Below are 17,847 nucleotides of genomic sequence, written 5' to 3'. Positions count from 1 at the left end.
TCCCCTGTGGGAGCGGGCTTGCTCGCGAAAGGGCCATGAGCTACAGCACAAGACTCATGCCGTCATAAGCCACCTCAACCCCCCGCCGCTCCAGCAACGCCCGCTCAGCCGAGTCTTCATCCAGGATCGGATTGGTATTGTTAATGTGGATCAGCACCTTGCGCTGGCGACCAAAACCCTCCAGCACTTCCAACATCCCGCCAGGTCCGCTTTGCGCCAGATGCCCCATTTCACTGCCCAGACTTTGGCCGACTTCACACACGCGCATCTCGTCGTCGCGCCATAACGTGCCGTCCAGCAGCAGGCAATCGGCGCGCTGCATCCAACTCAAGACTTCTTCGTCGACTTGCCCCAGGCCCGGCGCATAAAACACCGAGGCGCCGTTACGCAGGTCTTCGATAAACAGGCCGATGGTGTCGCCCGGTTGCGGGTTGCCGCGATTGGGCGAGTACGGCGGTGCGTTGCTGACCAGGGGGATCGCGTGAAAATGCAGATGCGCGCAAGCCGCGACGGTGAACGGCTCACCCGCCAGCCCGATCGGCTGCCACTGCAAGCCGCCGTTCCAGTGTTTGAGCATGGGGAACAGCGGAAAACCGCTACTCAAATCCTCATGTACCCGCTCGGTGCACCACACGTCATGCGGGCAACCTTCGCGCAGGCTCAACAGCCCGGTGCAATGGTCAATCTGGCTGTCCAGCAGGACGATTCCGGCGATGGCGGTATCGCGCAATCGGCGCGCAGGTTGCAATGCGGGGAAACTTTCCAGTTGCGCGCGAATGTCCGGTGAAGCATTGCACAGCACCCAGTCCACGCCGTTGTCGCTGACCGCAATCGACGACTGCGTGCGGCGTTGCGCGCGCAGGCTGCCGTTGCGCACGCCGGTGCACTGGCGACAGTTGCAGTTCCATTGCGGGAAACCGCCGCCAGCGGCGGAACCGAGAACGCGGATGTGCATGAGCAATGCTCCAGAAGGCAGGCCCGGCCAACGCTGCGGCTGGCCGGGTGAACAATCAACGGTTGGCGAAATACATCGTCACTTCGAAGCCAATGCGCAGATCGGTAAACGCGGGTTTAGTCCACATGGGTCAATCCTCTTCTTGTGCCGGGCAATTCCGGTAAAGCCATTAATGCACGGCGCGCCAAGGGCCCGAATGCTACTTTCGAAGGAGGTGGCGGCGTGCGTTGGTAGGGGGTGTTGCGAGGTTTTCAGTACACATGAAACCCATGTGGAAGCGAGCCTGCTCGCGAAGAGGCCAGCACATTCAACATTGATGTTGAATGACAGACAGCTTTCGCGAGCAGGCTCGCTCCCACAGGGGGATTTCGTTGTTCTTGCGGGGGGGTTAGAAGAACCCCATCGGGTTGATGTCGTAGCTCACCAGCAGGTTTTTGGTCTGTTGGTAATGGTCGAGCATCATCTTGTGGTTTTCACGACCAACGCCGGACTTCTTGTAGCCACCAAACGCAGCATGGGCCGGGTACAGGTGATAGCAGTTGGTCCACACGCGCCCGGCCTTGATCGCCCGGCCCATGCGGTAGGCGCGGTTGATGTCGCGGGTCCACAGGCCGGCACCGAGGCCGAATTCGCTGTCGTTGGCAATCGCCAGGGCTTCGGCTTCGTCCTTGAAGGTGGTGATGCCCACCACCGGGCCGAAGATTTCTTCCTGGAACACACGCATTTTGTTGTGGCCCTTGAGCAGGGTCGGCTGGATGTAATAACCCGTCGACAAGTCGCCCTCAAGGCGTTCCGCCGCGCCGCCGGTGAGCAGCTCCGCGCCCTCCTCCTGGGCAATTTTCAGGTACGAGAGGATCTTGTCGTATTGCTGCTCGGACGCCTGGGCGCCGACCATGGTTTCAGTGTCCAGCGGGTTGCCGCGCTTGATCTTGACGATCTTCTGCATCACCACTTTCATGAAGTCGTCGTAGATCGACTCCTGCACCAACGCCCGGGACGGACAGGTGCAGACTTCGCCCTGGTTGAAGAACGCCAGGACCAGACCTTCGGCGGCTTTCTCGATGAACTGCGGCTCGGCGTTCATGATGTCTTCGAAGAAGATGTTCGGCGACTTGCCGCCCAGTTCCACGGTGCTCGGGATGATGTTCTCGGCGGCGCAATGCATGATGTGCGCGCCCACCGGGGTCGAGCCGGTGAAGGCGATCTTGGCGATACGCTTGCTGGTGGCCAGGGCTTCACCGGCTTCGCGCCCGAAGCCTTGCACGATGTTGAGCACGCCGGCCGGCAGCAAATCGCCGATCAACTCGGCGAAAACCATGATCGACAGCGGTGTTTGCTCGGCAGGCTTGAGCACCACGCAGTTGCCGGCGGCCAGGGCCGGGGCAAGTTTCCACGCGGCCATCAGCAGCGGGAAGTTCCACGGGATGATCTGCCCGACCACGCCCAGCGGCTCGTGAAAATGATAGGCGGTGGTCAGCTCGTTGATCTCGGCGGCGCCGCCCTCTTGCGCGCGGATGCAGCCGGCGAAGTAACGGAAATGGTCAGCGGCCAGCGGCACGTCGGCGTTGAGGGTTTCGCGCACGGCTTTGCCGTTGTCCCAGGTTTCGGCGACTGCGAGAATTTCCAGGTTTTGTTCGATGCGGTCGGCGATTTTCAGCAGCACCAGGGAACGGTCCTGCGCCGAGGTCTTGCCCCAGGCATCGGCAGCGGCGTGGGCGGCATCGAGGGCTTTGTCGATGTCAGCGGCGCTGGAGCGCGGGAACTCGGCGATCACTTCGCCGTTGACCGGCGAGGTGTTGGTGAAGTACTCACCATTGACCGGCGGCACGAACTCGCCACCGATGAAATTGCCGTAGCGCGGCTTGAAGGAAACGACGGCGCCGGGAGTGCCAGGTTGTGCGTAGATCATGGTGGGCCTCTGTCTGGGTCGATGCCTGTCGGGCAAACAGGCGATGCACCGATAGTAGAGAGCCCCGCGCGCCAGACGAATGCGCCGTTGGCAGGGGGGGCTCTCGTTATTTGGTAGTAGGTTTGCCCATGTTTCCATGTGGCAAATTTCCCTGTGGGAGCGAGCCTGCTCGCGAAGGCGATCTGACATTCAACATCATTGTTGAATGTGCTGGCCCCTTCGCGAGCAGGCTCGCTCCCACAGGGGGAATTGCAGTGGGCTTGGGTTTTAGCGTTTAGCGACTACCAGGTCTTTCGGCAATTTGAAGGTCCAAAGCATCCCGCCCTGGTTGAAGTCCTTGATGCGTTTGGCCACTTCGCCGCCCCACAACGGCACTGCGCCGCCCCAGCCGGAGAGCACCGAGACGTACTGTTCGCCGTCCATCTCCCAAGTCACAGGCGAGCCAAGCACGCCGGAGCCGGTCTGGAATTCCCAAACCTTTTCACCGGTCTTGGCATTGAACGCCTGGAGGAAACCTTCCGGCGTGCCGGTAAATACCAGGTTGCCTTTGGTGGTCAGCACCCCGCCCCACAGCGGCGCGTAGTTCTTGTGGCGCCAGACTTCCTTGCCGGTGACCGGATCGATGGCGCGCAGCACGCCGATGTAGTCGTCGTTCAACGGTTTGATGGTGAACCCGGCGCCGAGGAACGCCGCGCCTTTCTTGTAGGCGATGCCTTCGTTCCAGATGTCCATGCCCCACTCGTTGGACGGCACGTAGAACAGCTTGGTGTCCTTGTTGTAGGCCATCGGCATCCAGTTTTTCGCGCCGAGGAACGCCGGGGCGACGAAGACTGAACTGCCCTTGGCTTCAGAGCCCGGCGCGCCAGGGCGGCTGGCTTCGTTGTAGATCGGCCGGCCATCCTTATCCAGGCCCGTGGCCCAGGTGATCTTGTCCACGAACGGGAAGCCACGGATGAACTTGCCGTTGGTACGGTCCAGCACATAAAAGAAACCGTTACGGTCGGCGGTGGCGGCGGCTTTGATTTCCTTGCCGCCCTCGGTGTAGTTGAACGAGACCAGCTCATTCACGCCGTCATAGTCCCAACCGTCGTGGGGCGTGCTCTGGAAGTGCCATTTGATTGTGCCGTCGTCCGGGTTCAGCGCCAGGCGCGAGGACGAGTAGAGGTTGTCGCCCGGACGCAGGTGCGAGTTCCAAGGCGCCGGGTTGCCGGTGCCGAACAGCAGCAGATTGGTTTCCGGGTCGTAGTAACCGCCGAGCCAAGGGGCGGCGCCGCCGGTTTTCCACAAATCGCCGGGCCAGGTCTTGCCCGCTTCGCCGCCGGAGATGCCATTCTCTATCGCTTTGCCGTCCTTGTAGACGTAACCCATGTGGCCTTCAACGGTGGGCCGGGTCCACAGCAGCTCGCCGTTTTTCGGGTCATAGGCGGAGATCTTGCCGACCACGCCGAACTCGCCACCGGCCACGCCGGTGATCAGTTTGCCGTTGATCACCAGCGGCGCGGCGCTAATGGAATAGCCTTCCTTGTGGTCGGCCACCTGCTTGCTCCACACCACTTTGCCAGTGTCTTTGTTCAGGGCCACGAGCTTGGCGTCGAGGGTGCCGAAGAACACCAGGTCGCCATACAGCGCCACGCCACGGTTGATCACGTCGCAGCATGGGCGGATGTCATCCGGCAGGCGCGCGTCGTATTGCCAGAGTTTCTTGCCGGTGCGCGCGTCCACCGCGAACACCCGTGAGTAGGAACCGGTCATGTACATCACGCCGTCCTTGATCATCGGCTGCGCTTGCTGGCCGCGCTGTTTTTCACCGCCAAAGGAAAAGGCCCAGACCGGCCGCAGGTCCTTGACGTTGTCGACGTTGAGGGTGTCCAGCGGACTGTAGCGCTGACCCTGGACGCCCAGACCGTTGGTGACGATCTGCTCCGGGTTCTTGGGGTCCTGGAGAATGTCCTGGTCAGTGACGGCGGCCAATGCCGAGCCGGACAACAGCATGGCACTGAGCAGCACGCTCAAGACGAAGGGTTGGCGACGTGCGGGTTGGGTCATGACGGCTACCTCTGCGGTTTTTGTTATACCCGGGAAATTTTCCCGGTCTGGTGCAGATTCTTGGGCGCCGCCGCCTCTGCAACAATTGCCCGCAGTGTTGAGATTGCTAGTTCCTTAGTACCGGGTCGATGTAGCGATCGCCATGAAACCCCTGTGGGAGCGGGCTTGCTCGCGAAGGCGGTGTGTCAGATGACAGTGATGTTGCCTGACACACCGCCTTCGCGAGCAAGCCCGCTCCCACAGGAGTTCTGTGTTGGGTCATTGGGTCGCGGTGGAATCGATGCGGGTCATTTGTGCGCGTTCGTAACGCGGGTACAGATGGCTGACACTGCGGATTAATTCATACCGACTCAGGCTGATCCCACCAAAACGCTCCGGTATAGGGCTGCGGATCATCTCCGTCATGTCGCTGCCATTCGCGGCACCGTCGCGCAGGAGTTGATCGAGCCAGGTCAGGTAGTCGCGCATCTGTTCGAAGGGTTTGGCATCCGTGGCCACCGGCCCGTGGCCCGGCACCACCAGCGTCCAGGGCAAGCCTTGCAGGGTGGCGATGTCCGCCAGCCACACCGCCAGCCCCGGGCTGTTCGGGGTGGTCAGGGCCCGTTGATAAAACACCAGGTCGCCGGCAAACAGCACGCCGGTGTGCTGGTCGAGAATAGCCAGATCCGCCCCCGTATGCCCACCCAGGCTTAGCAGGCGCAAATCGTGGTTCCCAAAACTGCGTACGCCGGGTGTCAGCGTCTCGCTGGGCAACACCACTTCGGTGCCGCGCATCCAGTCGCCCACCAGGCGATACATGTTCTCGGCCATGGCATCGCCCTGCTGATGCAACAGCTCGGTGGTGCCGGCCAGCGCACCAATCGGTACGTCGGTGAACGCCTGATTACCCAGTGCATGATCGGGGTGGTGATGGGTCAGCAGCACCTCAATCACCGGCTTATCAGTGACCGCCGAAATCGCCTTGCGCAGCGCTTCGCCGTAGCGTTTCGACGGTCCGGTGTCGATCACCACTACCCCGCGCTCGGTGACGATGAACCCGGTGTTGACGATGTTGCCGCCGTTGGCCTTGGCGAAATTGTCGGTACTGCCTTCCAGCAACCAGGTGTCGGCGGCGATCAGCCGAGGCTTGAGCGAGTATTCAAGCTCCGCCACGGCCGGCAGGCTCAAACCGATGAACAACAGCAGCATCCAACGCATGACGCGCTCCTTTGGGTCAGGGTATCGCCGCATCGAATTGATTGCCGCTGTTGTCGCGCAGCAAAAGGCGCGTCTGCCCTGGCCCTTCGATGTCGAAGGTCAGGTTGGGGTTTTCACTGACGGCGGGAAACAGTTCCAGGCGCGCCAGCAGTTGATCATTCTGATCCCGCAGTTCGGCGTGGTTGATAAAGAATTCCGGGATGCCGCTGACCATGCCGTTGTCCATCGGGTGCGCCACCTGCAAGCGCACGCGGCTGAATTCGCCACGGGGATAACGCCCGCCGAGCACTTCGCCGATGTGTTCTTCCCAACCCGGCTGGGTGCGCACCACGCTCGGTGCGGTGCAACCGCCGCCCGCCGCATCGATCAGGGTCGAACCGACATGCCACACCCCATCGCGAGTCAGCACCGCTGCGCGCAATGGCGTGGCCTGCTCGATGCGGATGCGGATCGACAGCCACGGCAACACCCGGTCCAGCGGTTGGAAATCGACGATTTTCGGCAGCGGGTTGAGTTCGGCCCAGGCGAGGATTTTCACCACCTCACCCTTGAACGCCCGCGCGTCGATTTCCAGCGGCACCTGGCGCGCGTCTTCGGCGAACGGCGGCGCCAGCAGCTTGACCCGCTCATCGAACACAAACGGTGCGTCGCCGAGCATTTGCCTGTGATAGAACGCCCACATCACCGACGGCACCGGATCTTTACCCGGATCGATCTCCACCGCGTGGGCGGCCATCGGCAGCCAACAGGCCAGCAGGCAACTCGCTCGCCAGTTCACTATTGATACATCTCCGGCACTTCGTATTGCAGGCCGTAACCGGCGTAAATCGCTTGCACTTTGCCCTCGCGGATCAACGCTTCGAGCGCCTCTTCCACTGCGTACGACAACTGCCGGTTGCTTTCATGCACCGCCATACCGATTTCCCAGCGTTGCTTGCCCATGTTCGGGTAGGCGTTTTCCGCCAGCGCCACTTGCGGGTCGTGGGCTTCATGCACTTGCCAATCGACTTCGCCGCGCATCGCCATCACCGCATCGACTTCACCGGCCTTCATCGCCGCAAAGGCCTGGGGCACGCCGGGATAGTGGTGGGTTTTGGCGGCGAGCATGCCGTTGAACACCGAGGTCAGGTAGAACGACGGTACGCTGTCGACTTCGACGCCAATCGGGTGCTGCTCAAACACCGCAACGCTGCCCACCGAGTCCAGGCGACGGCGGTCAAACGCGACTTGCCATTGCTCGTTCTGGTACGGGCCGAACATCACCACGTGATCGTTTTCCAGTTCACCGAGTTCGTTGCGCTTTTGTGAGTAATCGCGGTCGTAGGGCACGCGCATCATCAGGTCGGCCAGTTGCTGATTGTGCAATTGGCTGCTGCGCCAGATGTAATCCCGCAGGTCGTCGTCGAGCTTCTCCCCGGCCGGCGCCCAGATCAGTTTCAACTTAACGCCCAGCGCGGTGGCCAAGGCTTGCGCCAGATCGACATCAACGCCCCGAGCCTGACCGGCATCCTCGAAACTGTAGGGGGCGAAATCCTTGTAGACCGCGACTTTCAGTTCCCCGGCGGCGATCATTTGGTCATAGGTACGGACCTGCGCCTGCGCCACCTGGCAGCACAGCAACACAGCACTGATCAACACAGCGAGCAGGCGCATGGATTACTCCTCGACGTGCACGCTATCCAGGTAAGTACGCACCGCCCACAGGGCTTCCTGACTCAGGTAATCGGCCATCTTCGGCATGTAGACCCGGCCATCGCGCACCGCGCCGTGACGCACCCGTTCGACGAACCATTCATCACCGGCGTCGCCGACATCGAGCATGCGCAAGTCGGGGGCGATGCCGCCGGACTTGGCTTCCAGGCCATGGCAGGCCGCGCAGTTCTGGTTGTAGGCCGACGAGCCGATTTCCACCGCTTTATCGTGTTGCGGCGAGGTGCGATACGGGTTGACTGACGCCCAGCCATCGCCGTCCACCGGCACGCCGGCATCCTTGATCGGAGTCAGGCCCGGGGTTTCCACCGCTTGCGGCACCACGTTGCCATGGGCCCAGACCGGACCTGCGTTGATAAAACCGGCCAGCAGTCCGGCAACAAGCAAGGCGTTGCGTTTTGTTGTCATTGTTATGCCCTCAGGGTTGCACGCAAAACCTCTTGGAAGAGGCTATGGCACCCATCTTAGGAAGCGCTTCGCCGCAACCCCATGCTGCTTTGGTGGCCGCCGCCCAGTACCTTGGTAGTAGGGCTTGTGGCGCGTCGAGGCCTGGACCAGGGCGCAAAAACCACCGCGCCGCCGGGCCACAACGCCTAGTGTCCGGGTGTCGTAGGCATCACCTGCACCAGCGCGGGTCGTGGGCCATGAAGTTTGTCGACACCGATCAATGTCAGGATCAGCAACAACGGCAGGAGCAGCGCCTTGAGAATTCGCATGGTCGATCTCCTCTTCAGTGATGACCGTTCAAACCCATGCTAAAACCGCGCCGCAACGGATGGCTTACTACCTTGGTACTGCCTTAGCGGTACTTTCTGCATATTTCTTCTACTCCGCAGGCTTCCTATGCTGGCGCTACCCGTCATGGAGAGCCCTATGCGCCAGCTTGCCCCTTACGCCTTGATCTACCTGCTGGCGATTGCCTGCGCCGCCGCACTGGCGACCCAGAGTCAGGCTGCGGATGCGCCGTTGCAGGTGCAGATCGGCTACCTGGGCTATCGCCCGGATCCGGGGCCGCTGCTGTCGAATGTGATTCCCGAACCCGCCGATGCCGGGCTGCGCGGCGCCGAACTGGCGATCACCGACAGCAACAGCACCGGACGTTTTCTCAACCACAGCTACAGCCTGGTCAGCACCAGCGCCGAGACCCCGGATGCGCTGATCGAAGCGGCGAAAGCCCAGTACGATCAAGGCCTGCGCCTGTTTGTGGTGAACGCACCGGTGGAAACCCTGCGTCGGCTCAGCGCGGTGCTGACCGACAGTTTGCTGTTCAACGCTGGCAGCCCGGATGACAGCCTGCGCACCACCGACTGTTTGCCGAACGTGCTGCACAGCCTGCCGAGCCGGGCGATGCTCGCCGATGCGCTGGCGCAATTCCTGGTGGTGCGCAAATGGCAGCGGGCGCTGCTGATCGTCGGCCCGACCCCGGACGATCAAGCCTACGCCGCCGCCCTGCGCCGCGCCGCCAAACGCTTCGGCCTGAAACTGGTGGCGGAAAAAGCCTGGAGCTTCGACAACGATCAACGCCGCAGCGCCCAGGCCGACATGCCGCTGTTCACCCAGACCGCCGAGTACGACGTGGTGCTGGTGGCGGACGAGCGCGGCGACTTCGGCGAATACGTGCCTTACCAGACCTGGTACCCGCGTCCGGTCGCCGGCACTCAAGGTTTGACCCCGGTGGGCTGGCACAAGACCGTGGAAACCTACGGCGCTGCGCAACTGCAAAAACGCTTCGAAGCCATGGCCGGGCGCTGGATGAATGACCGGGATTTCGCCGCGTGGATGGCGGTGCGCAGCGTTGCCAGCGCCGTGAGCAAATTGCGCCAGGTCGATCCGATGGCGATCCGGGCGCTGGAGATCAGCGATCAATTGCCGCTGGACGGTTTCAAGGGCCGCAAGCTCAGTTATCGCCCATGGAACGGTCAGTTGCGCCAACCGATTCCCATCGTGCAACCGCGAGCGCTGGTCAGCACCTCGCCCCAGGACGGTTTCCTGCACCCGTTCAACGAAATGGACAGCCTAGGCTACGACAAGCCCGAAGTGACCTGCCGCTTTCCCTGATCCGACGTTCCACAAAAACCACAACAAAAAAGGAATCCGCCATGCGCCGTACCCTGCTCTCATGCGCCCTGCTGCTTGCCGCCGGGCACGCCGTGGCCAGCACTGCCTGGGTCTCCAACGAAAAAGACAACAGCCTGAGCCTGATCGACATGCAGACTTTGCAAGTTACCGACACCCTGCCCGTCGGCCAGCGCCCGCGCGGTCTGTTGCTGTCCCACGACAGCAAGTTGCTGTACATCTGCGCCAGTGATTCGGACCGGGTCCAGGTGATGGACGTGGCCACGCGCAAGATCATCAAGGAGTTGCCGTCGGGCAAAGACCCCGAGCAATTCGCCCTGCATCCCAACAACCGTTGGCTCTACGTCTCCAACGAAGACGATGCGCTGGTGACGGTGATCGACACCGAAACCTCCAAGGTGCTGAGCCAGATCAACGTCGGCGTCGAACCCGAAGGCATGGCCGTCAGCCCCGACGGCAAGTGGGCAGTGAACACCAGCGAAACCACGAACATGCTGCACTGGATCGACACCGGCACCCAGACGTTGGCCGATAGCACCTTGGTGGATCAGCGGCCGCGCTTCGTCGAGTTTTCGCCGGACGGCTCGCAGCTGTGGGCCTCGGCGGAAATCGGCGGCACCGTGACGATTCTCGACGTGGCGACGCGCAAGGTCCTCAAGACCGTGAACTTCCAGATCAAAGGCGTGCACCCGGACAAGGTGCAGCCCGTGGGGATCAAGCTCAGCGCCGACGGCAAGTACGGCTTTGTCGCCCTTGGCCCGGCGAACCATGTGGCGGTGGTGGATGCCAAGACCTTCGAAGTACTGGATTACCTGCTGGTCGGCCGGCGTGTCTGGCAGATGTCGTTCACCCCGGACCAGAAGCAATTGCTCGCCACCAACGGCGTCAGCGGCGATGTGTCGGTGATTGATGTCGACAGCCTCAAGGTCAGCAAATCGATCAAGGTCGGGCGCTATCCGTGGGGCGTGGTGGTGACCCCATGAACGCCCTGGAAGTCAGCGAGTTGAGTTTCGCTTATGGCGCGAAAGAGGCGCTGCGCCAGGTGAGTTTCAGCCTGGTGGCGGGACGGTTTGCGGCGTTGCTGGGGCCGAACGGTGCGGGTAAATCGACGCTGATTGCCCTGCTGACTCGGCTCTACGATGTGCAGCGTGGCGATATCCGGGTCGGCGGCTGCTCGTTGCGCGATGCCCCGCGTCCGGCGCTCAAGCAGTTGGGCGTGGTGTTTCAACAAAGCACGCTGGACCTGGACCTCAGTGTCGAGCAAAACCTGCGTTACCACGCCGCGCTGCACGGCATGTCCCGGCGCCAGACCGGCCTGCGGGTCGACGCCGAACTGGCCCGCCAGGCCTTGACCGAACGCCGTCGCGAAAAAGTCCGCGAACTGAATGGCGGCCACCGGCGCCGGGTAGAAATCGCCCGGGCGTTGCTGCACGAGCCGCGTTTGTTGCTGCTGGATGAAGCCAGCGTCGGCCTCGACCCGGCCAGTCGCCTGGCGCTCAATCAACACATCCGCAGCCTGTGCCGCGAGCAAGGCATCAGCGTGCTCTGGACCACGCATTTGCTGGATGAAGTGCAGGCCAGCGACGACTTGCTGATCCTGCATCAAGGCCGGCTGGTCGCCAGCGGCCAAGCCGACGCCCTGAGCCTGGAACACGGCGGCGACCTCGGTTCTGCCTTCGCCCGACTGACCACCGCAGGAGCCGCCCGATGAATGCGTATTGGCAGTGTTTCAGCGGCATCGTGTTGCGTGAATGGCTGCGTTTTGTGTTGCAACGCACGCGGTTTCTCAGTGCTTTGGTACGGCCATTGTTGTGGCTGCTGGTGTTCGCCGCCGGGTTTCGCGCCGCGCTGGGTATCGCGATCATCGAGCCTTACGACACCTACATTCCGTACGAGGTGTACATCATTCCGGGACTGGCCTGCATGATCCTGCTGTTCAACGGCATGCAGGGTTCGCTGTCGATGGTCTACGACCGGGAAATGGGCAGCATGCGCGTGCTGCTCACCAGTCCCCTGCCCCGGATTTTCCTGCTGTGCAGCAAGTTGTTGGCGACTTCGCTGATTTCGCTGTTGCAGGTGTATGCCTTCCTGGGGATTGCCTGGGTCTACGGCGTGCAGCCGCCGGCCATGGGTTTGCTGATCGCGTTGCCGGCGTTGCTGCTGGTGGCGTTGATGCTTAGCGCGCTGGGGTTGCTGCTGTCGAATGCAATCCGCCAGTTGGAGAACTTTGCCGGGGTGATGAATTTCGTGATCTTCCCGTTGTTTTTCCTGTCGTCGGCGCTGTATCCGCTGTGGAAAATGCGCGAGTCGAGTGAGTGGTTGTATTGGCTGTGTGCGTTGAATCCGTTTACCCACGCGGTGGAGTTGGTGCGGTTTGCGCTGTATGAACGGTTTAATCCGCTGGCACTGGCGGTGTGCCTGGGCTTGACGCTGGTTTTCGTGCTGCTCGCCGTGCTCACCTTCAACCCGCAGCACGCCGCTTTGCGCAAAGCCACCTGACCACACAAATCCCCCTGTGGGAGCGGGCTTGCTCGCGAATGCGGTGTGTCAGTTGACATCAATGCTGACTGATACACCGCATTCGCGAGCAAGCCCGCTCCCACAATTAGATCTCCATCAAATTTGGGGAAATTACTACTTTAGTACTGCTTTACCTGTCTATCGTCGCATTCCCTTCGCACCGGGACTGGCATGTAATGGGTTCATAACTATAAGGATTGAACCCCATGCCGCGTGCCCGACGTCGTCTGCTACGCCCTTGCCTCGCTGCCCTGTCGCTCAGCCTGTTGCTGAGCACCGCGCAGGCCGAAACCCCGCTGTTTTCCGCTGACGGCTACCGCATCGGCCTGTACCGCAGCCCGACGCCCAATCAGCTGCAAGGCGCGACCATCCTCGACACCCCCGCCCTGCAAACCCTGCTCAACCAGACCCCGCGCCCGGTGCTGATCGACGTCTACCGCCGCCAGTGGCTGCAAGGACGGTTCATCGAAGACCAGCCCCACGAAAACCTGCCCGGCAGCCATTGGCTGGCCAATACCGGCGACGGTGATCTGACGCCCGACTGGCAGGCGTACTTTGCGCGTAATCTGGACACACTCACCGACGGCGACCGCCAGCAACCGCTGGTCTTCTACTGCCGCTCCGATTGCTGGTTGAGCTGGAACGCGGTAAAACGCGCCACCGCCATGGGCTATAAGTCAGTGTATTGGTATCGCGATGGCCTGGATGCCTGGCAAGCGGCGAACCTGCCCGTTGCGCCGGCCCAGCCCGAGCCCTTCCCCTGACCTGGATACTTGCGTGTTGTTGCCCCACCCAAAATCACAATAATGAGGTGAAAGGCTATGTACAAAATTCTGATTGCCGATGATCACCCGCTGTTTCGCGAAGCCATTCATAACGTCATCAGCGACGGTTTCCCCGGCAGCGACGTGATGGAAACCGCCGACCTGGACAGCGCCCTGCTGCTGACCCAGGAACACGATGACCTGGACTTGATCCTGCTGGACCTGAACATGCCCGGCATGCACGGCCTCAACGGCCTGATCAACCTGCGCAACGAGGCGCCGACGATTCCGGTGGTGATCGTCTCCGCCGAACAGGACAAACAGATCGTGCTGCAAGCCATCACCTATGGGGCGGTGGGTTTCATCACCAAATCCTCGCCACGCCTGCAAATGACCGAGGCGATCCAGCAGATCCTCAACGGCAATGTGTACCTGCCGCCGGACATCATCCGCACGCAAAAACCCGGCACCCATCGCCGTATGAACGACAACCCGAGCTTCCCGCCGGAACTGCTCCAGGCCCTGACCCGCAAGCAGTTGTTGGTGCTGGAACGCATGACCAAGGGCGAGTCGAACAAACAGATCGCCTACACCCTGGAAATCGCCGAAACCACGGTCAAGGCGCATGTGTCGGCGATCTTGCGCAAACTCAATGTGCACAACCGGGTGCAGGCGATCTTGAGTGCCGGGGACATAGATTTCGGGTCTTATCTGCGGCGTTGAAGTTTGTCTGGAAGACCGCGTCGAGCCCTTCGCGAGCAAGCCCGCTCCCACATTTGATCTTCAGTAAACACAGAGTTTGTGTACAACGCAGATCCAATGTGGGAGCGGGCTTGCTCGCGAAGAGGCCGGCACAGGCATCAGAAGTCTCAAGGTCTACCGAGCAGATGACTCATCGCCGTCTTGAGCTTCATCGGCCGCACCGGTTTATGCATCAAGGTGTGCCCCAACTCGCGAATCTGCAACTTCAGCTCATTGCTGTAATTGGCGGTGATCATCATCGCCGGGATGACTGACCCACGCCGGGCATTGATCCGGGCCACGGCATCGACGCCGTTCTGATCATCGTCCAGGTGATAGTCGGCGATCAGCAAGTCGGCCTCTTCGTGATAGTTGTCCACTTGCCGCGCCAAATCCTGCTCCGACAACGCCGTCACTACCAGACAGCCCCAACCTTCCAGCAACGTGCGCATCCCCGCGCAAATCGCCGCGTCGTTGTCCAGCACCCACACCCGCGCACCGCGCAGACGTTCAAGCATCGGCTCGCTCATCAGCAAACTCGGCAACGCCTTTGGTGCGGTGGCGCTGAGAGGCACTTCGACGGAAAACATCGAACCCTTGCCCGGCCACGAGCGCACGTGAATCCGGTGCCCGAGGATCCCGGCGATTTTCTCGACAATCGCCAAGCCCAGGCCCAAGCCGCGATCCTGATCCGGGCGCTGCACATCGCCACGCTTGAACTCCTGGAAAATCTCCTCCAGCCGGTTTTCGGCAATGCCCATGCCGCTGTCCCAGACTTCAATCGACAAGCGCTGATGATGGCGTCGGCAACCGAGCACCACGCGACCGCTGTAGGTGTAACGAATCGCGTTGCTCAGCAGATTGCGCAGGATCCGCGCCAGCAACTGAATGTCGCTGCGCACCAGCGCCGAACACGGGATGAAATGCAGTTCCAGCCCTTCGCTGCGGGCCACTTGGGTGTATTCGGCAGCGAGATTTTCCAGCAACTCGCTGAGGGCAAATGGCGCGATATCAGCCTTGATCACCCCGGCATCGAGTTTGGAAATGTCCACCAGGGTGCCCAGCAGGTTTTCCACGTCTTCCAGGGAATTGCTGACGTTGCGCACCAAAATCGCGTTGGCCACCGGCTCCCGACGTTCCAGCAAAGCACTGGTAAACAGCCGCGCGGCGTTGAGTGGTTGCAGCAGGTCGTGGCTGACGGCGGCGAGAAACTTGGTCTTCGACAGATTGGCCTGCTCGGCTTCAAGCTTGGCTTCGTGTAAGCGTGATTCGGCGCGACGACGCTCATCGATTTCGCGCAGCAGTTGATCGTTGAGGGTGGTCAGCTCCGTGGTGCGTTCGCGCACCCGCAGCTCAAGGTTTTGATAGGCCTGGTGCAGCGCTTCGGCGGTGCGGCGGCGTTCGGTGATGTCGCGGATCAACACGAAAATCCCCACCACTTCCCCGGTGGCCAGGCGATTGGGCACGTAGGAGCGCAGCATGTAGCGCTCCTGATTATTGATGTTGGTTTCGGCGAACTCGAAAGTCACGCTCTCACCGGCCAAGGCCCGGGCGACGTAGGCTTCCAGCCGCTGGTAATGCTGCTCGCTGTGCACCTCGCGCAGGCTCTGCCCGAGCATCACGCCCCGGGGCCAGCAGTACCATTCTTCGTAGACTTTATTGGTGAATTCGTAGACCAGATCGGCGTTCAGGTAGGCGATCAGCGCCGGCACGTGGTCGGTGATCAGGCGAATCCAGCGTTCGCTTTCGCTGAGCGCTTCGGCGTGTTGGTAGCGTTCGGTGATGTCGGTAAAGGTGTTGACGAAGCCGCCGGTGGGCAGTGGATGGGTGCGGATTTCCAGGACCCGTCCATCGTAGAGGCGCTGTTCGCATTCCTGCACCGGCCGCCCGTTGCTGTCGCGGCTGGCCGGGGTCAGCAGGTTCAGTTCGCTGTCGGCGATCACTTCGGCGAACGGTCGATGAGCCGCCACTGGCGCGAGGCCGCTGAGCTCCAGAAAGCGCCGGTTCCACAGTTCCAGGATGCCGTCGGCGTTGACCATCGCTACGTCCTGGGACAGGTTGTCCACCGCCCGTTGCAGCAAATGGGATTTCTGCGCCACCGCTTGCTCGCGGCGCACGGTTTCGCTGAGTTTGACGTCGGTGATGTCGGTGAACAGGATCACCCGCCCGCCTTCCTGGGTCGGTCGTTCGCTGACTTGCAGCCAGCGGCCATTCTGCAGGCGATACAGCAGGTTCTGATCGGCATGGCCGCGGGGTTCTTCGGTGAACAACCCAGTCGCTGTCATCAGCCGCTTGACCTCGGCCAGGTGCATGCCGGCGATGATCCGCACCCGACTGTTGCCCCAGAACGCCTTGAAGCGGCTGTTGAACAGCACGATGCGCTGGTCCTCATCGAACAGCACGAAGGCATCGGAAATGCTCTCGATGGCATCGATCAAATGTTGGTGCGCCGTTTCCGCCCGCAGGCGTGCGTCGCTGAGCAAGTGATTGCCGGCCTTGAGTTCGGCCATGGCCTGGTTCAACGCGTCGGTGCGTTCGCGGACCTGCTCGGCCAGCACCACCGAATGCTGGAACGCCGCATACGGATCGTTACCGCGCGTAATGCCGGATTCGATGCGTTCGATCAGCGCGCCATTGATGCGCTGCAGTTTCTGATTGTCGCGCTGCAGGCTGGCGAGCTGCGCTTGAAGCTCAACGGTGTCCAGGGGAACGACCTCGGGCAATGGCGACCCCGGTGAAAGTCTGGTTGATGTGCATGCCATTGAACTGTTCTCCGTAGGTGTTGAAACCCATCACCCGATGCTCACGCAAAAACGCCCCGATCGGCTCCAGGCTGCCGCGATCTTCCAGTTCCAGACGCCGCAGAAAACAGTCGCAGCCGATGGTCAGCAACAAGTCGCCGAGGCGTTCCTCCAGGCCTTCGAACAGCGCTTGCAGGTTCGGCAGCATCGGGCCGGGGGTCATGGCGGTGAGGACGATGCCGTTTTCCACGGCGCAGTAGAAACTCAGGCTCAGGTCCGGGTGCACTTGCTGGATGGCGCGCACGTAGTACTGGTCGTTGATCCGCACCGCCAACGGGTGCGCGGCGAAGATCCGGTGATCGAGCTCGGCCACCGGTACACCGATGTGCCGGGCGTATTCCTCGGCGGCGGGTTCGGCGTTGAGTTCGAAAACCCGCCGCGACGCGCTGTCGGCCCCGGTGACCACCAGTTTCTCCGCCCGGGGCAGGATGTGGTGAGTGGTGAACACTTCGAAATCGAGCCAGGTGTTGACCAGTACCACCACCGCCGCGCCGCTGTGGAACTCGCCGCCGAAGTACACGTGGGTGTGGGTCAGGTAGTTATCGTCGCCGGCGGAACCGCCGAAATGCGGGATGTCGCCCAAGGCTGCACTTAACGCGGCGAGGACCATTTCCTCACGGCTGGACAGGCCATCGAGCAGGGTCAGGGCGAAACTGTTGCCCTTGATCGGCGCCAAGGTGTTGCTGCGGCAACCGCTCACCAGTCGTTCGACCATTTGCTGGGCATCGATCAGGCTGAAGCGTTCCATTTCGTCGATCAGTTCGATGGCGATGGAAAAGTGCCGATGATCGAAACCCACCGCCGTCACGCAATTGCGGCCGTAACCCTGCGGGGTGATTTCCCCGGCACTGGTGCAACCCACCAGGCGTATTCCGCCGAAGCTTTGCTGCAAGGCCTGGCCCAGCGCCTGCAAGTCGTACTCCGCGGAACAGAAAAACAGCACGAAACCTAGGTGCGGATGCAACAGCTGTCGCGCCAACTCCTGCGCCGCCTGCTGCGCGTCGGTGGCCTGGGACATGGCACTGACCACCCCTTCACTCTGGACCTGCTGCATCGTCGCCTCCCGCAGGTGCGCATGTATGAGGTGCGAGTGTACGAAGCCTGCGGGCCGGGACGTATGCTACTTGG

17 protein-coding genes are annotated in these 17,847 nt (G+C 61.7%); 6 read left to right on the top strand and 11 right to left on the bottom strand.

Annotated elements, in window-relative coordinates:
• Positions 1–40: 40 nt before the first annotated feature.
• From pqqB to ACIQY3_RS02825, 9 genes are all read right to left on the bottom strand, one after another.
• The gene (gene pqqB, locus ACIQY3_RS02865; protein ID WP_403017044.1) at positions 41–955 is read right to left on the bottom strand and encodes a pyrroloquinoline quinone biosynthesis protein PqqB; all 915 of its coding nucleotides are present in this window, start codon (positions 953–955) and stop codon (positions 41–43) included.
• A 55-nt stretch (positions 956–1,010) separates the two neighbouring features.
• A complete protein-coding gene (gene pqqA / locus ACIQY3_RS02860) occupies positions 1,011–1,082 on the bottom strand; it encodes a pyrroloquinoline quinone precursor peptide PqqA (RefSeq protein WP_003253598.1) in 72 nt (23 codons plus the stop codon).
• 261 nt (positions 1,083–1,343) lie between these two features.
• On the bottom strand, positions 1,344–2,864 hold the full coding sequence (locus ACIQY3_RS02855) for an aldehyde dehydrogenase family protein (RefSeq protein WP_163909686.1): 1,521 nt from the start codon (positions 2,862–2,864) through the stop codon (positions 1,344–1,346).
• Positions 2,865–3,131: 267 nt separating this feature from the next.
• Positions 3,132–4,910, bottom strand: a complete 1,779-nt coding sequence (locus ACIQY3_RS02850; protein ID WP_403017041.1) for a PQQ-dependent methanol/ethanol family dehydrogenase — start codon at positions 4,908–4,910, stop codon at positions 3,132–3,134.
• Positions 4,911–5,168: 258 nt separating this feature from the next.
• The gene (locus ACIQY3_RS02845; RefSeq protein ID WP_403017039.1) at positions 5,169–6,107 is read right to left on the bottom strand and encodes a quinoprotein relay system zinc metallohydrolase 1; all 939 of its coding nucleotides are present in this window, start codon (positions 6,105–6,107) and stop codon (positions 5,169–5,171) included.
• 16 nt (positions 6,108–6,123) lie between these two features.
• Positions 6,124–6,885 (bottom strand): quinoprotein dehydrogenase-associated SoxYZ-like carrier, encoded by a 762-nt coding sequence (locus ACIQY3_RS02840; RefSeq protein ID WP_403017037.1) that lies wholly within the window; start codon positions 6,883–6,885, stop codon positions 6,124–6,126.
• The gene (locus ACIQY3_RS02835) at positions 6,885–7,760 is read right to left on the bottom strand and encodes an ABC transporter substrate-binding protein (protein WP_265044968.1); all 876 of its coding nucleotides are present in this window, start codon (positions 7,758–7,760) and stop codon (positions 6,885–6,887) included. The genes ACIQY3_RS02840 and ACIQY3_RS02835 overlap by 1 nt, the downstream gene beginning before the upstream one ends.
• A 3-nt stretch (positions 7,761–7,763) precedes the next feature.
• The gene (gene pedF, locus ACIQY3_RS02830) at positions 7,764–8,225 is read right to left on the bottom strand and encodes a cytochrome c-550 PedF (protein ID WP_403017035.1); all 462 of its coding nucleotides are present in this window, start codon (positions 8,223–8,225) and stop codon (positions 7,764–7,766) included.
• 185 nt (positions 8,226–8,410) lie between these two features.
• On the bottom strand, positions 8,411–8,533 hold the full coding sequence (locus tag ACIQY3_RS02825) for a hypothetical protein (protein WP_403017033.1): 123 nt from the start codon (positions 8,531–8,533) through the stop codon (positions 8,411–8,413).
• 157 nt (positions 8,534–8,690) lie between these two features.
• Here ACIQY3_RS02825 and ACIQY3_RS02820 point away from each other — a divergent pair, with 157 nt between their 5' ends.
• The 6 genes from ACIQY3_RS02820 to ACIQY3_RS02795 all read left to right on the top strand — a co-directional run bounded on the left by ACIQY3_RS02820 (position 8,691) and on the right by ACIQY3_RS02795 (position 13,900).
• Positions 8,691–9,875 carry an ABC transporter substrate-binding protein gene (locus ACIQY3_RS02820; RefSeq protein ID WP_403017031.1) on the top strand — a complete coding sequence of 395 codons (1,185 nt, stop codon included), beginning with the start codon at positions 8,691–8,693 and terminating at the stop codon, positions 9,873–9,875.
• 41 nt (positions 9,876–9,916) lie between these two features.
• The gene (locus tag ACIQY3_RS02815; protein ID WP_403017029.1) at positions 9,917–10,876 is read left to right on the top strand and encodes a YVTN family beta-propeller repeat protein; all 960 of its coding nucleotides are present in this window, start codon (positions 9,917–9,919) and stop codon (positions 10,874–10,876) included.
• Complete coding sequence (locus tag ACIQY3_RS02810; protein WP_403017027.1) at positions 10,873–11,604, top strand: ABC transporter ATP-binding protein; 732 nt, start codon at positions 10,873–10,875, stop codon at positions 11,602–11,604. Before ACIQY3_RS02815 ends, ACIQY3_RS02810 begins: the two co-directional genes overlap by 4 nt.
• Positions 11,601–12,392, top strand: coding sequence for an ABC transporter permease (locus ACIQY3_RS02805; protein WP_403017025.1), 792 nt, complete (start codon positions 11,601–11,603; stop codon positions 12,390–12,392). The genes ACIQY3_RS02810 and ACIQY3_RS02805 overlap by 4 nt, the downstream gene beginning before the upstream one ends.
• A gap of 227 nt (positions 12,393–12,619) precedes the next feature.
• Positions 12,620–13,177 (top strand): PQQ-dependent catabolism-associated CXXCW motif protein, encoded by a 558-nt coding sequence (locus ACIQY3_RS02800; protein WP_403017023.1) that lies wholly within the window; start codon positions 12,620–12,622, stop codon positions 13,175–13,177.
• Between the two features lie 57 nt (positions 13,178–13,234).
• A complete protein-coding gene (locus ACIQY3_RS02795; RefSeq protein WP_054047333.1) occupies positions 13,235–13,900 on the top strand; it encodes a response regulator transcription factor in 666 nt (221 codons plus the stop codon).
• Between the two features lie 146 nt (positions 13,901–14,046).
• On the opposite strand, the gene nahK is transcribed toward ACIQY3_RS02795, so the two are convergent.
• The gene (gene nahK, locus ACIQY3_RS02790; RefSeq protein WP_403017021.1) at positions 14,047–16,641 is read right to left on the bottom strand and encodes a hybrid sensor histidine kinase/response regulator NahK/ErcS'; all 2,595 of its coding nucleotides are present in this window, start codon (positions 16,639–16,641) and stop codon (positions 14,047–14,049) included.
• A complete protein-coding gene (nosP, locus tag ACIQY3_RS02785) occupies positions 16,610–17,773 on the bottom strand; it encodes a nitric oxide-sensing protein NosP (protein ID WP_290027385.1) in 1,164 nt (387 codons plus the stop codon). Before nosP ends, nahK begins: the two co-directional genes overlap by 32 nt.
• Positions 17,774–17,847 lie beyond the last annotated feature (74 nt).

The organism is Pseudomonas sp. NPDC096950 (assembly GCF_044762525.1).
Lineage (GTDB): Bacteria > Pseudomonadota > Gammaproteobacteria > Pseudomonadales > Pseudomonadaceae > Aquipseudomonas.
Note: the sequence above shows the minus strand (reverse complement) of the source record. Positions and strands in the feature narration are given on the sequence as shown.

What these genes read in the sequence shown, in the direction of transcription:
- pqqB (WP_403017044.1), bottom strand. Translation starts at nt 955, where the DNA reads ATGCACATCCGCGTTCTCGGTTCCGCCGCTGGCGGCGGTTTCCCGCAA.
- ACIQY3_RS02855 (WP_163909686.1), bottom strand. Translation starts at nt 2,864, where the DNA reads ATGATCTACGCACAACCTGGCACTCCCGGCGCCGTCGTTTCCTTCAAG.
- ACIQY3_RS02850 (WP_403017041.1), bottom strand. Translation starts at nt 4,910, where the DNA reads ATGACCCAACCCGCACGTCGCCAACCCTTCGTCTTGAGCGTGCTGCTC.
- ACIQY3_RS02845 (WP_403017039.1), bottom strand. Translation starts at nt 6,107, where the DNA reads ATGCGTTGGATGCTGCTGTTGTTCATCGGTTTGAGCCTGCCGGCCGTG.
- ACIQY3_RS02835 (WP_265044968.1), bottom strand. Translation starts at nt 7,760, where the DNA reads ATGCGCCTGCTCGCTGTGTTGATCAGTGCTGTGTTGCTGTGCTGCCAG.
- pedF (WP_403017035.1), bottom strand. Translation starts at nt 8,225, where the DNA reads ATGACAACAAAACGCAACGCCTTGCTTGTTGCCGGACTGCTGGCCGGT.
- ACIQY3_RS02825 (WP_403017033.1), bottom strand. Translation starts at nt 8,533, where the DNA reads ATGCGAATTCTCAAGGCGCTGCTCCTGCCGTTGTTGCTGATCCTGACA.
- ACIQY3_RS02820 (WP_403017031.1), top strand. Translation starts at nt 8,691, where the DNA reads ATGCGCCAGCTTGCCCCTTACGCCTTGATCTACCTGCTGGCGATTGCC.
- ACIQY3_RS02815 (WP_403017029.1), top strand. Translation starts at nt 9,917, where the DNA reads ATGCGCCGTACCCTGCTCTCATGCGCCCTGCTGCTTGCCGCCGGGCAC.
- ACIQY3_RS02810 (WP_403017027.1), top strand. Translation starts at nt 10,873, where the DNA reads ATGAACGCCCTGGAAGTCAGCGAGTTGAGTTTCGCTTATGGCGCGAAA.
- ACIQY3_RS02805 (WP_403017025.1), top strand. Translation starts at nt 11,601, where the DNA reads ATGAATGCGTATTGGCAGTGTTTCAGCGGCATCGTGTTGCGTGAATGG.
- ACIQY3_RS02800 (WP_403017023.1), top strand. Translation starts at nt 12,620, where the DNA reads ATGCCGCGTGCCCGACGTCGTCTGCTACGCCCTTGCCTCGCTGCCCTG.
- ACIQY3_RS02795 (WP_054047333.1), top strand. Translation starts at nt 13,235, where the DNA reads ATGTACAAAATTCTGATTGCCGATGATCACCCGCTGTTTCGCGAAGCC.
- nosP (WP_290027385.1), bottom strand. Translation starts at nt 17,773, where the DNA reads ATGCAGCAGGTCCAGAGTGAAGGGGTGGTCAGTGCCATGTCCCAGGCC.